The organism is Ruegeria sp. YTSA108, assembly GCF_059610185.1.
The window spans coordinates 341,219-353,859 of record NZ_JBXWND010000003.1 but is presented as its reverse complement, the minus strand read 5'-3'; the positions used below and the strand labels follow the sequence as shown (position 1 = coordinate 353,859).

Sequence of the window (12,641 nt, the reverse complement as noted above, 5' to 3'; positions counted from 1 at the left end):
AAAATTATAAAGATATGTCACTGCGGTCAATCGGAGCTTTGGATGCGCCACCTAATCCTACGTTTGCTTGCGATCACGTTGCTTGTTTTTCCCGTGGCTTTACGGGCCGAAATGACGCTTCTGATGGCAGAAGAAGATGGGTGCATGTGGTGCGCCCGCTGGGACTCCGAAATTTCAGAAATCTACCCTAAGACACCTGAAGGAAATGCCGCACCGCTTCGGCGTGTCGATATCCACGCAGCCATGCCTGACGACATCACATTGGAACGGCCTCTCTACTACACACCAACCTTTGTTCTGTTGGACAATGGCCGAGAGGTCGGACGAATCGAAGGCTATCCCGGTGAAGATTTTTTCTGGGGTGTGTTGGGCGTTTTACTGCGTGACGCTGGGATACTAATTGAGACCTCTGGATAAACTGCGGTATATTACATAAACTGTTTTGAATGCGTGAAGCCATGAAAGCGAGGCGATCTTGTTGGACAAATCTTCGAACCTGCCTGTGTTCTCCAAGGACATGTGCGCCGAAGACATGGACAGAATGATGGAGAATGCTCAGACCGCGTCAAATTTCCTCAAGGCCATCAGCCATGAGGGGCGCCTGATGATTTTGTGTTATCTGTCGTCAGGGGAAAAATCGGTCACGCAGATGGAGGAAATGCTCTCAGCGCGTCAAGCCGCGGTATCTCAACAACTCTCCCGCTTACGCTTCGAGGGATTGGTGAAGACACGACGCGAGGGGAAAACGATCTACTACAGATTGGCTGATGATCGTTCGACCCAAATCCTGGAAGTCGTTTACGACCTTTTCTGCAGGGAGAAGTAGAAGCCGGTCAGAAAGCCGCCAGCTTTGGGAGGAGACTGGCAATGCTCGAAGCATTGGGAGACGCAAATACCGTTGCTCTGATCGGTTTGATTGGTGGCATCGTATTGGGATTGGCCGCACGCATCGGCCATTTTTGCACGTTGGGTGCAATCGAAGACTACCTTTACGCAGACGATGACCGGCGGCTGCGCATGTGGGCAATGGCAATCGGTGTTGCGATTGTCGGCAGCCACACAGCTATGGCATTGGGGGGACTTGACCCTGTCGGAACAAGGTATCTTGCGCAGACCTGGAACCCACTCGGTTCGATCGTGGGGGGCCTCATGTTCGGGTACGGAATGGCCATCTGCGGTAACTGCGGCTATGGCGCGCTGGCAAGGCTGGGAGGTGGTGACCTTCGATCATTCGTTATTGTTTTGATCATGGGTCTTTCCGCTTACGTCGTAATGTCCGGACCCCTCGCCTATCTGCGGGTATGGATCTTTCCAGAGGAAATGGATCTCAATGGCCCCCAGAGCATTAGCTTTCTTGCCGAACGGTTGACCTCTATTCCAGCTTGGCTCATTGGCTCTGTTATCGGTGTGGCTTTGGTGTTTTTTGCTTTGGCAAGCCATCGCTTCCGCCGCACTCCGGCACAGGTGTTTTGGGGGTCTGTAGTTGGACTGGCAATCGTTTCGGGCTGGCTTGGCACGAATTGGGTTGCAACACATGGTTTCGATGGTGAGCCGGTGCAAACCCATACCTTCGCGGCACCCCTGGGTGACACAATATTCTACCTTATGACTGCGTCCGGAAACACTTTGTCCTTTGCGGTCGGATCAGTCTCCGGCGTTCTCATTGGCGCGTTTCTGGGGTCGTGGTCTAAGGGCCATTTCCGATGGGAAGCATGCGAAGATCCACGTGAACTCAAGCGACAAATGCTGGGCGCTGCGATTATGGGTCCAGGTGCGATCATCGCGGTTGGTTGCAGCGTCGGTCAAGGCATATCTGCATTCTCACTTCTGGCCTACAGCGCGCCCGTAACATTCGCTGCAATCTTTGCAGGCGCAGCACTTGGATTGAGACAGCTCGTGTCTGGATTGTCCTTCATAACTGAGCGTTGAGTTCACAGTTCAAATCAGCGGGAATCCGGGTTTGCACCGGTGCAGCTGATGCGCTGCACCAAGACCTAAAGAAACCCGGTTAATTTGTGATGGTGCTGGCGACTCTGCCATCACAAAAGCAAGCCAAAACGCTCTCTTTCCGACTTTGTCCTTGATCTCGCTTCTAAGGACATACCAAGGCTTATCGAGCCCTTGCTTCAGCCTGTTCTCTGCGCCCTCAGAAGGTCGTGACAAACGCGCAAACGAAAAATGTGTTATGATGGCCCCTTAGAAAAGGGGGCTACTATGTACAATCCCGTATCATCTATCTCAAAATTTCGGATCGGCTTGTCGGCTTTGAACATCACCGAACAGAAGTCAATTTTTGACTGCCTTCCCGCCACTGTTCAGGCGGCAGTGTGGCAAGACCGGCTTAGTGAAGGCATTGCGGCACTGTCTGACAGGTCTCAGTGCCGGTTACTTTCCGAGCTACAGGATTTACTCAATCCTGACTGCTACTCCGAAGACAAAGCGAACCATACGGCCACTTCTCGTCTTGAGGAGTTGTCGCCCGTGATCGAGAAGGTTTTTCCAGATCACTCGGTGTTTCATAAATATACGCAGCAACTCGGCGACAATGCTTGCGAAAGCCCGATTATCGAAATTGCCAAAGGCGCGCCGCCTACCTGCACATGTTCGTCTTCGAGATCCTGTATGTGGTGGCACAATGATTGTGGGGCAATGCAGGAATGTCTTGCCGGTGGGTGCAAGAAGACTAACGTTGGATGCGGGGTCCTGTGGCTTCAGACATGCGATGGCCTTTGCACTGGGAACTGGTGCTGAAGAACGCAGGAAAGCTCTACCTATTCTGGCAGCAAAGCTATTGCTTTCTTTGCCGAATTACAGGCCTGTGTTGAGGTCTAAATCAGGCGCGTCGCGCGTCACGGTGTGGCGATCAACTTTCCCGGATTTTTCGATCTGAACAATCAGAGATTCAGCACGTTGAAAGCGGTCAAAATAGGGAAAGGTGACGTGGTCCAGATGCGTCATGTCCTGGCACTGCATCTGATAGTCTGCCCTGAATTCGGTATGCACATTTGATCCGTTGTCTACGACCGGTCCCAACCCTTCACCAGACAGCGTGACATTGGCCGAGACAGTGAAACACCCCGCCTCTTCAGGCAAACTGAACAGATCAAGGGGGTTGGACAATTCGGAAATGGCTCCGGCGACCGAGGCCTGATCGCCTTCGGTTTCCGCTGGGCCTTCGAACCCCAGGACGTCAAGACCAGGAACCACAAGGGAAATTGAAATCCCGGCTTCCGAAAAGGAAACCGCCAATCGTCCCTGCCCATGCTCGTGCTGATTTGCAACCTGGGACTGAGGCAACGCGTTTACCGGGAAAAGCGTTAATACAAACACTAAGAACTTCATGACCATGGAACCATCTGAAAAGAATCAACTAAGCGACTCTAAACTGAAAAAACATTCGAGCAATCGCGTCACGATACACCAAAGCCCACTAGAATTGGGTAGGAATGAGCTATTTTCGCTCACAATTTACCTGACTATAAAACTCAGGTTGACTTAGTTGACTATTTCTATCAGTTATTTGGTCGAGTGTCGCATCGCGCGAACCCATTGTTATCTGACAAGAAAGACTACCCCCCAATGAATACCCCCCTGATCCTGACAAGCGCCGTGGCTCTGATGACCGCCACATCTGCTTTTGCAACCGAGACCCCCTCGAAAGCAGATGTTCTGAATACCTACGCCAATATCGCCGAGGCGAAGTACGATGACAGCCTGATTGCAGCCAAATCGCTGCAGCGCGCCGTGACCGAGCTGATTTCCGAACCAAACGACGCAACACTGAATGCCGCCCGTTCCGCTTGGATTGCGGCCCGCGTCCCTTATCAGCAGACCGAGGTTTATCGGTTCGGAAATGCGATCGTTGATGATTGGGAAGGTAAAGTGAACGCATGGCCCCTGGATGAGGGCTTGATCGACTATGTAGACACCACCTACGGCGGCCCGAGCGACGAGAATGAGTTCGCCGCATTGAACGTCATCGCCAACCCAAGCTTTGAACTTTCAGGCGAACCAATCGATGCCAACGACATCACCCCGGAACTGCTGTCGGGCACCTTGCACGAAGCAGACGGGATCGAGGCCAACGTCGCCACTGGTTACCACGCGATTGAGTTCCTGTTGTGGGGCCAGGACCTGAACGGCCACGGTGAAGGCGCGGGTAGCCGTCCATGGACGGACTATGCCCAAGGTGATGCCTGCACCGGCGGCAACTGTGACCGTCGCGCCCAGTACCTTGAGGCCGTGACTGAACTGCTGGTCACCGATTTGGAATGGATGGCGACCCAGTGGCAGGACGGAGGCGCGGCCCGAACCTCCCTGACCGAAAATGAGAGCGCAGGAATAAGCGCGATCCTCACCGGAATGGGCTCGCTGTCCTATGGTGAGCAGGCCGGTGAGCGGATGCGTCTTGGCTTGATGTTGAACGATCCCGAGGAAGAGCATGACTGCTTCTCGGACAACACACATAACAGCCACTACTATGATGGTCTTGGCATTCAGAACGTCTATTTGGGCAGCTATACCCGCATCGACGGAACTCCTGTCAGCGGCGCATCGCTTTCGGACTTGGTGATTGCCTCCGACCCATCGCTGGACGCCGAGATGAAGCTGAAGCTGGCCAACACGATGCAGGCGCTGGGTCGGATCAAATCCACAGCCGAGGCCGGGTTCGCCTATGACCAGATGCTGGAACGCGGCAACGAAGGTGGCGAAGTTTTGATCATGGGAGGTGTGAACGGGCTGGTGGACCAGACCAAGACAATCGAGCGGATCGTCACCATTCTGGACGTCGATCAGATTGAGTTCGAAGGTTCTGAAAGCCTGGACAACCCGACGGCTGTTTTCCAGTAAACCTAGCGGTTCGGGGGCGGAGGACTATCCCGCCCCCAACTTATTTTCGGCGAACTGACAGTATGCCGCAGGACACGCACTTAATAACTGACTAATATAGTCAGAATACAATCCAGAGCGCCACCTCCATGATCGTCTGCCATTGCACTAAGATCACAGACACCGAGATTCATGCCGCCATCGACTGGATGCGCGTTTCCGACCCTAGGGCAGTCATAACCCCTGGCAAGATCTATCATGCCCTTGGAAAATCAGCGGATTGTGGCGGATGCATGCCGCTTTTCCTAGACACCATGCGCGCCAGCGATAATCTGGAAGTCCCCATGCAGCTTTGTGCATTACGCACCAAGGCATCACAGGAGAGTGTAGATGAAGGGCGATCCCAAAGTCATAGAATACCTCAACAAATCTCTGCGGCATGAATTGACGGCAGTCAGCCAGTATTGGCTGCATTACCGTCTGCAAGAGGATTGGGGCCTGACCCACATGGCAAAGAAAAGCCGTGAGGAAAGCATCGAAGAGATGGGTCATGCCGACAAGCTGATCGAGCGCATAATCTTTCTGGAAGGCCACCCCAACCTGCAGAAACTGGACCCGCTTCGGATTGGACAGACCCCGAAGGAAACTCTGGAATGTGATTTGGCTGCCGAGAATGATGCGCGTGCCCTGTACGTTGAGGCCCGTGAATATTGTCGAGAGGCGGGCGACTACGTGACTATGTCTCTGTTCGAGAACCTGATCAGTGACGAAGAAGGCCATATCGACTTCCTCGAAACACAGCTTGATTTGTACGAAAGGATTGGCGAAGCCAATTATGCGCAACTTAACGCATCGAAAATGGACGAAGGCGAGTAAGCTCTCGCTTGTAGCGGTGGCTGCGATTGCAGCCACCCCGATCCTGTCCGCTGAACTGCAGGATCTGCATCTCAACTTCCAACCCAGAACCGAAGATGAAAAGGCCCGGATCGCGGATGTGATCGCCGCGCCCACGGATTTCGACGCCGCGCAACGGTTCGAGGACCTGCCCGCCGGTGCCGCAACCGTAAGGGCACGTCAGGACGCAGATGCATTTTCGCAACCTTCGGGCAATCTGAAATTCGAACAGGAACTGGATTTCAAGGTCGGCAACGGGCTGTTCAAGAAAATCTGGGTGTCTTCGCCTTCCTCGACCCTGGCCTCGGACGGTTTGGGGCCATTGTACAACGCGCGCTCTTGCCAACGATGTCACATCAAGGACGGGCGCGGCCACACACCAAATGGGCCCGATGACGGGGCTGTTTCGATGTTCCTTCGGGTCTCAATCCCCGGTGGCGGCGCAATCGATGAAATCGCGGACTACATCGCCACTCAGCCCGAACCCAATTACGGCGGGCAGATGCAGGATCTGGCCCTTGCGGGCCACCCCGCCGAGTACCGGCTGGACATCACCTATGAAGACCTTCCTGTCGCGCTATCAGACGGCGAAACGGTCATTCTCCGCAGCCCGACCTATACCGCGGCGGATCTTGGATATGGCCCGCTGCACCCCGAGGCGATGATGAGCCCGCGCGTGGCTCCGCAGATGATCGGTCTGGGATTGCTTGAGGCAATTCCCGTGCAGGACCTGCTGGCCCAGGCCGACCCGGATGACGCGGATGGCGATGGTATTTCCGGCCGCCCCAACATCGTTTGGTCAACCGAATACGGTGAACCGATGATGGGCCGGTTCGGACACAAAGCCGGGATGCCCACGATAATGGAGCAGTCTGCTGCAGCTTTTGCAGGGGATATCGGCATCTCAAGCCCGCTTTACCCAGCTGGCTATGGGGAGTGTACGAAATTGCAGGTGGATTGCGTTGGCGCTCCCCATGGGGACAACGATGACCGCGTGTTTGAAATCGACCAACTGGGCATGGACCTCGTTGCGTTTTACAGCCGCAATCTGGGCGTACCCGCGCGGCGCGATATCGGTGACCCGCAGGTCCTGCACGGCAAGCAGGTGTTCTTCGATACCGGCTGCGCCTCGTGCCACACGCCATCCTATGTCACCCATCGGATGGACGACCGGCCCGAGCACAGTTTTCAGCTGATCTGGCCCTATACGGATCTTCTGCTGCATGACATGGGCGATGGTCTGGCCGACAACCGACCCGAAGCACGCGCAACAGGCCGGGAATGGCGCACACCCCCGCTTTGGGGGGTCGGCCTGACGGGGCAGGTCTCTGGCCACACACAATTTCTGCATGACGGGCGGGCGCAGTCGCTGTTGGAAGCTATTTTGTGGCACGGTGGAGAGGCACAATCGGCGCGCGACACCGTTGTGTCTATGCCAAAACCCGACCGCGACGCTTTGATCCGCTTTCTGGAGAGCCTCTGATGCGTTCCCTCGGCCTGGCCATTGCCCTTATTCTGCCCCTGTCAGCCTTGGCGCAAAATCCCAGCCAGATCCTGACAGATGTTGTTGAAGGGCACATTCTTCCCGGATACGCACAGCTATCTGACGCTACAGCTGCGCTGGATGCGGCAGCGCAGGCGGATTGCACAGCCGTTTCACCGAACCTTCGTGCAGCCTATCACCTGGCATTCGACCGCTGGGTCAAGGTAAGCCACTTGCGCTTTGGCCCCTCCGAGGTCGATGACCGCGCATTTGCGATGGCATTCTGGCCAGACACAAAAGGGTTTACACCCAAAACCCTATCCGGCCTGATTGCCACCCAAGACGCGGTGGTTGACACCCCCGAGGCTTATGCCGAGGCTTCGATCGCGGGACGCGGGTTTCTTGCACTTGAATTGATGCTATTCGACCCAGCCCTCGCGGATCAGGGTGACAGGGCCTATCGATGCGCTTTGATCCGGGCGATTGCTGCAGATATAAACCGCAATGCGAAGGCGATGGACCACGACTGGCAACCTTTCTCTGCCAACCTGACCATGCCCGGCGGAGATAGTCCTTACCGGTCTGCTGATGAGGCCATGCAGGAACTTTACAAAGCTCTGATCACCGGATTGGAATTCACTGCCGAAACACGCCTTGGACGCCCCATGGGCACCCTAGAGCGCCCCCGTCCCAATCGGGCTGAAGCGCGCAGGTCTGAACGGTCACTACGCCAGGTCGAACTGTCATTGATCACGCTGCGCGATCTGGCCACCGGGCTGTCCGCAGATCATCCGCAGATTGCCGCTGATTTGGATAATGCGTTCGACAAGGCTATCATCCGCACGCGTGAGTTAGACGACCCTACACTGGCCGGTGTCTCGACACCTTCGGGTCGGATACGGGTCGAAGCCTTGCAGCAGATGATCAACGACATCCTCACGATTGCAGCAACCGAGCTGGGCCCGACCTTGGGTATCAGTGCCGGATTCAATTCGCTGGACGGGGACTAAGCCATGACAAGCCGCCGTCAATTCCTTGCGGGCCTGGCTGCAGCTAGCCTTGCCCCAACACAAGGTTGGTCGACTGTCGGCGCGCCAGATTTCCTGGCGGCGGCGCTGTTTCCGGACGGCACCTATCGGCTGGCGGGCCTGAGTTCTGAAGGCGGTATCTTATTCTCTCTCCCCCTGCCGGCGCGCGGCCATGCCGCTGCGGCGCATCCCTTGCGCGCGCAAGCCGTGGCTTTCGCCCGCCGCCCTGGCACCTTTGGCGTGGCGATCGATTGCAAGAGCGGAACCCAAACCGCACGGATGGATGCTCCCAAAGGCCGCCATTTCTATGGCCATGGCGTGTTTTCCCGGGATGGAACCCATCTGTTCACCACCGAAAACGACTATGAGGCCGGTGAGGGTGTGATTGGCGTTTGGGACTCGGAGGACTACACGCGGTTGGGCGAGTTTTCTTCGGGCGGGGTCGGGCCGCATGATATGCGGATCATGCCGGATGGGGAAACTCTGATCATCGCAAATGGCGGCATTGAAACACATCCTGAAATGGGCCGAACCAAGCTGAATCTGCCCATCATGCAACCGCGCCTAAGTTATCTGAGTCTGTCAGGCTCGGTCCTGGAACAGATAGAGCTGCCCCGGACACTGCATAAAAATTCGATCCGGCACCTTGCCGTTCGATCCGACGGTCTGGTTGGGTTTGCAATGCAATGGCAGGGCAACAGGTTAACCCACCCGCCTTTGCTGGGACTGCACAAAAGAGGCGAGGCTCCGCGCCTGCTTGCAGCCCCGGAATCGGTGCAAAGTGCCTTGCAGGGTTACGCTGGCAGCATTGCTTTTGCCGGGGACGGCAAAACCATCGCCATCACCTGCCCTCGCGGCAACAATTTGCTCCGGTTCGACAGCTTGACCGGTCGACTTAACGACACGACCCCGCTTGAGGATGTCTGCGGCCTGGGTGCCGGGCCTTCCGGTTTTGTCTTCACCACAGGCACCGGGCTGGTCGGAGCGCTTACTGCCAAGGCCCGCATTTCCGCCCGACCGGATTGTCAGTGGGATAACCATCTGGTTCCCGTTGGTCTGCCTGTATAAATTCGGAAATACCCGTCACATAGATTACACTTGGACGAATCGAATTGCTGCCGTATTGGCGGGCGCGAAGCAGGCACCCTAGGTTAAGGACAGACTTGATTGAAACAGACGCCCGACGCACCGCATTCCATCTACGGGGTTGAGAAATGGGGCAAAGACCTCATCGAGGTGACGGAAGACGGCGAAATCGGTCTGCGCAATCCCCTTGCACCAGAGACTGCTGCTATCAGCCTGCCCGGTATTCTGCGTGATCTGGACGATCGCGGCATCAAGGCTCCGATGATCCTGCGCGTCAGCTCCTATCTGGAGCACGAGATTGTCCATATTAACGAAAGCTTTGCAGAGGCGATTGCCCGGGTTGGGTACAAAAGCAGCTATCGCGGTGTCTTTCCGATCAAGGTCAACCAACAGGCTCAGGTGGTCGACCGGATCGTCGAGTTTGGGAAGAAGTACAATTATGGCCTTGAGGCTGGCTCGAAACCGGAACTTGTGGTCGCGCTTGCCCATCGTCTGGCCAATGAGGCGCTGATCGTCTGCAACGGCGTCAAGGATGCCGAGTTTATCCAGCTGGCCATCCTCAGCCGCAAAATCGGGTTCAATACGGTGATCGTGCTGGAAAGCCCGAAAGAGGCCGACACGGTGATCGAAGTCTATAACCAACTGGGCATCGAACCGCTGATCGGCGTACGGGTTAAACTGACCAACCAGATCAGCGGAAAATGGGAAGAAAGCTCGGGCGACCGTTCCGCCTTTGGCATGAACACCGATCAACTGGTCGCCACGGTGGACAAGCTGAAGGCCGCCGGATTGCTGCACTGCCTGAAGCTGCAGCACTCGCATCTTGGATCGCAGGTGCAGGACGTCAATGACGTGCGCCGCGCCGTGGGTGAGGCCTGCCGATACTATACCGAACTGACCCGCGAAGGCGTACCGCTGACCCATCTGGACCTGGGTGGCGGCATGGGCGTAGATTACACGGGCGAAAAGAAAGCCGCCGAAAACTCGATCAACTACACGGTAGAAGAATACTGCGCCAACGTGGTCGAAACCGTGGCCTATGCCATGGATGAAGCCGAGGTCAAGCACCCCACATTGGTCACCGAAAGCGGGCGCGCTATCGTTGCGACCTCATCCATGCTGGTGTTCAACGTGCTGGAAAGCACGCTTTATGACGCGCCAGACGGCCCTGAGGTCGAGGCGGATGATCATCACTTAGTCTCGGACCTTGCCGCCGTGCACGGATACCTCTCCAGCGACCGCCTTCAGGAATGCTGGAACGACGCCACTTTTTATCGCAACGAGCTGCGCGCCCTGTTCCGCCGCGGATATATCGACCTGCGCCAGATGGCGCGCGCCGAACGCATTTATCTGTCATTGATGGCCCGCCTCAAGGCGTTGGCTGCCAGTGATGAGCTCGACACGGATGTCGACGAACAGTTGGAAAAAGTGGCTGATATCTATCACTGCAACTTCTCACTGTTCCAATCGCTGCCCGACGTCTGGGCCATTGACCAGCTACACCCGATCGTGCCGCTGCAGGGTCTGAACGAAACGCCCGACCGCCGCGCGGTGCTGTCCGATATCACTTGCGACAGCGACGGCAAGATCGACCGGTTTATTCTGGCCGACGGTGTCTCGCCCAGCCTGCCAGTGCATTCCCTGCCCGAGAATGACGAATACTTCATGGGCGTCTTCTTTGTTGGTGCTTATCAGGAAACGCTAGGCGATCTGCACAACCTGTTCGGCGACACCAACGTGGTTACCATCGACCTGCGCTCCGATGGCGGTTTCGATCTGCTGCACGAGCAAGAGGGCGACACCATTGGTCAGGTCCTGTCCTATGTCGAGTTTGATCCGGCCGACTGTGTCGCCGCCTTCCGCAAAATGGTGGACGAGGCGATCTCGACCGGTACTCTGCTGGCCAAAGACCGCAAAACCCTGATGAGCGCATATCGCGACTCGATCAATGGCTACACCTATTACGAATAACCCCCGAGAGGAGATGACCCCATGGGAACTTTGAGTGGCAAAACGCTGGTTGTCGGCGCGGGCGGCGTCTCTCACGCTGCGGTGCACAAGATGGCGATGAATTCGGACATCTTCACTGAAATCACGCTGGCCAGCCGCACCAAGTCGAAATGCGACGCCATTGCCAAGGCCGTGAAAGAGCGTGTGGGCGTTGATATCGCTACTGCGGAGCTGGACGCTTATAAGGTCGCGGACACGGTCAAACTGATCAAGGACACCGGTGCCGAGGTCCTCGTGAACCTGGCCCTGCCCTATCAGGACCTCGTGCTGATGGACGCGTGCCTTGAGGCGGGCATCCACTACATCGACACCGCGAATTACGAGCCCGAGGACGAAGCCAAGTTCGAGTATCACTGGCAATGGGCCTATCAGGTTCGGTTCAAACAGGCAGGACTGACCGCCATCCTCGGTTCGGGCTTTGATCCGGGCGTGACGTCTGTCTTTGCGACGTGGTTAAAGAAACACAAGTTGGATACGATCCGCCAGATCGACGTGCTGGACGCCAATGGTGGCAGCAACGATCAGGAATTCGCCACCAACTTCAACCCCGAGATCAACCTGCGCGAAGTGTTGGCCGAAGTGCGCCATTGGGAAGCTGGCGAATGGAAACACTCCCCCGCCATGACCCATAAGGTCGAGTTCGACTTTCCCGCCATCGGCCCCAAAAACATGTACCTGATGTATCACGAGGAGCTGGAGAGCCTCTCCACCCACTTCCCCGAGATTGAGCGTGCCCGCTTCTGGATGACCTTCGGCGACGCCTATATCACCCATGCCAAAGTGCTGGAAAATGTCGGCATGACCCGCATCGACCCGGTAATGCATGACGGCAAGGAAATCATCCCGATCCAGTTCCTGAAAACTCTGCTGCCTGATCCCGGCGATCTGGGTGCGGAAACCAAGGGTAAGGCCTGCATTGGCGACATCGCTACAGGTCAGGCCAAGGATGGTTCGGGCGAGAAAACATATTACATCTATAATATCTGCGACCACGAGGAATGCTACGCCGAAGTCGGTAGCCAAGCCGTCAGCTACACCACTGGTGTCCCGGCCATGATTGGTGCCGCGCAGGTGTTGAAAGGCAACTGGACGCAGCCGGGAGTGTGGAACATGGAACAGCTCGACCCGGATGATTTCATGGACATGCTAAACGCACATGGCTTGCCATGGCAGGTTCACGAACTGGATGGTCCGGTCGAATTCTAAAGCTTAACCGTCATCATATTAAAGAGGGAGCGAATAGAAGCAATGTCGTCAGATCAGCAAATGGCAATTCTGATCGGGTCGATGTTCGGAACCTATGCGCTCCT

The 12,641-nt window shown here is 56.2% G+C and carries 13 protein-coding genes; 12 read left to right on the top strand and 1 reads right to left on the bottom strand.

What is annotated here, in order from left to right; genetic code table 11:
• Positions 1 to 42: 42 nt before the first annotated feature.
• The 4 genes from AC2FHW_RS07025 (at position 43) to AC2FHW_RS07010 (ending at position 2,751) form a co-directional block, all read left to right on the top strand.
• Complete coding sequence (locus tag AC2FHW_RS07025) at positions 43 to 417, top strand: hypothetical protein (protein WP_271948177.1); 375 nt, start codon at positions 43 to 45, stop codon at positions 415 to 417.
• Between the two features lie 100 nt (positions 418 to 517).
• A complete protein-coding gene (locus tag AC2FHW_RS07020) occupies positions 518 to 826 on the top strand; it encodes an ArsR/SmtB family transcription factor (RefSeq protein WP_142635976.1) in 309 nt (102 codons plus the stop codon).
• A 41-nt stretch (positions 827 to 867) separates the two neighbouring features.
• Positions 868 to 1,929 carry a YeeE/YedE family protein gene (locus AC2FHW_RS07015; protein ID WP_496821688.1) on the top strand — a complete coding sequence of 354 codons (1,062 nt, stop codon included), beginning with the start codon at positions 868 to 870 and terminating at the stop codon, positions 1,927 to 1,929.
• A 249-nt stretch (positions 1,930 to 2,178) separates the two neighbouring features.
• Positions 2,179 to 2,751, top strand: a complete 573-nt coding sequence (locus tag AC2FHW_RS07010; protein WP_496821686.1) for a bacteriocin fulvocin C-related protein — start codon at positions 2,179 to 2,181, stop codon at positions 2,749 to 2,751.
• A gap of 57 nt (positions 2,752 to 2,808) precedes the next feature.
• On the opposite strand, the gene AC2FHW_RS07005 is transcribed toward AC2FHW_RS07010, so the two are convergent.
• Positions 2,809 to 3,330 (bottom strand): ZrgA family zinc uptake protein, encoded by a 522-nt coding sequence (locus AC2FHW_RS07005; protein ID WP_496821684.1) that lies wholly within the window; start codon positions 3,328 to 3,330, stop codon positions 2,809 to 2,811.
• A gap of 249 nt (positions 3,331 to 3,579) precedes the next feature.
• On the opposite strand from AC2FHW_RS07005, the gene AC2FHW_RS07000 reads away from it, so the two are divergent.
• From AC2FHW_RS07000 to AC2FHW_RS06965, 8 genes are all read left to right on the top strand, one after another.
• The gene (locus AC2FHW_RS07000) at positions 3,580 to 4,851 is read left to right on the top strand and encodes an imelysin family protein (protein WP_142635830.1); all 1,272 of its coding nucleotides are present in this window, start codon (positions 3,580 to 3,582) and stop codon (positions 4,849 to 4,851) included.
• 128 nt (positions 4,852 to 4,979) lie between these two features.
• A complete protein-coding gene (locus AC2FHW_RS06995) occupies positions 4,980 to 5,273 on the top strand; it encodes a (2Fe-2S)-binding protein (protein ID WP_142635828.1) in 294 nt (97 codons plus the stop codon).
• Positions 5,221 to 5,706 (top strand): bacterioferritin, encoded by a 486-nt coding sequence (bfr, locus tag AC2FHW_RS06990; protein WP_142635826.1) that lies wholly within the window; start codon positions 5,221 to 5,223, stop codon positions 5,704 to 5,706. Before AC2FHW_RS06995 ends, bfr begins: the two co-directional genes overlap by 53 nt.
• Positions 5,666 to 7,207, top strand: a complete 1,542-nt coding sequence (locus tag AC2FHW_RS06985; protein ID WP_185956648.1) for a di-heme oxidoreductase family protein — start codon at positions 5,666 to 5,668, stop codon at positions 7,205 to 7,207. Before bfr ends, AC2FHW_RS06985 begins: the two co-directional genes overlap by 41 nt.
• Positions 7,207 to 8,217, top strand: coding sequence for an imelysin family protein (locus AC2FHW_RS06980; RefSeq protein WP_496821683.1), 1,011 nt, complete (start codon positions 7,207 to 7,209; stop codon positions 8,215 to 8,217). The genes AC2FHW_RS06985 and AC2FHW_RS06980 overlap by 1 nt, the downstream gene beginning before the upstream one ends.
• Before the next feature lie 3 nt (positions 8,218 to 8,220).
• On the top strand, positions 8,221 to 9,303 hold the full coding sequence (locus AC2FHW_RS06975; RefSeq protein WP_496728564.1) for a DUF1513 domain-containing protein: 1,083 nt from the start codon (positions 8,221 to 8,223) through the stop codon (positions 9,301 to 9,303).
• Positions 9,304 to 9,402: 99 nt separating this feature from the next.
• The gene (gene speA, locus AC2FHW_RS06970) at positions 9,403 to 11,292 is read left to right on the top strand and encodes a biosynthetic arginine decarboxylase (protein ID WP_281972444.1); all 1,890 of its coding nucleotides are present in this window, start codon (positions 9,403 to 9,405) and stop codon (positions 11,290 to 11,292) included.
• A 21-nt stretch (positions 11,293 to 11,313) separates the two neighbouring features.
• Positions 11,314 to 12,537 (top strand): saccharopine dehydrogenase family protein, encoded by a 1,224-nt coding sequence (locus AC2FHW_RS06965; RefSeq protein WP_271948196.1) that lies wholly within the window; start codon positions 11,314 to 11,316, stop codon positions 12,535 to 12,537.
• Positions 12,538 to 12,641: the final 104 nt, after the last annotated feature.

Bases quoted from the DNA above. Each gene is read 5' to 3' on its own strand.
- AC2FHW_RS07025 (WP_271948177.1), top strand. From the start codon at position 43: ATGCGCCACCTAATCCTACGTTTGCTTGCGATCACGTTGCTTGTTTTT.
- AC2FHW_RS07020 (WP_142635976.1), top strand. From the start codon at position 518: ATGTGCGCCGAAGACATGGACAGAATGATGGAGAATGCTCAGACCGCG.
- AC2FHW_RS07015 (WP_496821688.1), top strand. From the start codon at position 868: ATGCTCGAAGCATTGGGAGACGCAAATACCGTTGCTCTGATCGGTTTG.
- AC2FHW_RS07010 (WP_496821686.1), top strand. From the start codon at position 2,179: ATGTGTTATGATGGCCCCTTAGAAAAGGGGGCTACTATGTACAATCCC.
- AC2FHW_RS07000 (WP_142635830.1), top strand. From the start codon at position 3,580: ATGAATACCCCCCTGATCCTGACAAGCGCCGTGGCTCTGATGACCGCC.
- AC2FHW_RS06995 (WP_142635828.1), top strand. From the start codon at position 4,980: ATGATCGTCTGCCATTGCACTAAGATCACAGACACCGAGATTCATGCC.
- bfr (WP_142635826.1), top strand. From the start codon at position 5,221: ATGAAGGGCGATCCCAAAGTCATAGAATACCTCAACAAATCTCTGCGG.
- AC2FHW_RS06985 (WP_185956648.1), top strand. From the start codon at position 5,666: ATGCGCAACTTAACGCATCGAAAATGGACGAAGGCGAGTAAGCTCTCG.
- AC2FHW_RS06980 (WP_496821683.1), top strand. From the start codon at position 7,207: ATGCGTTCCCTCGGCCTGGCCATTGCCCTTATTCTGCCCCTGTCAGCC.
- AC2FHW_RS06975 (WP_496728564.1), top strand. From the start codon at position 8,221: ATGACAAGCCGCCGTCAATTCCTTGCGGGCCTGGCTGCAGCTAGCCTT.
- AC2FHW_RS06965 (WP_271948196.1), top strand. From the start codon at position 11,314: ATGGGAACTTTGAGTGGCAAAACGCTGGTTGTCGGCGCGGGCGGCGTC.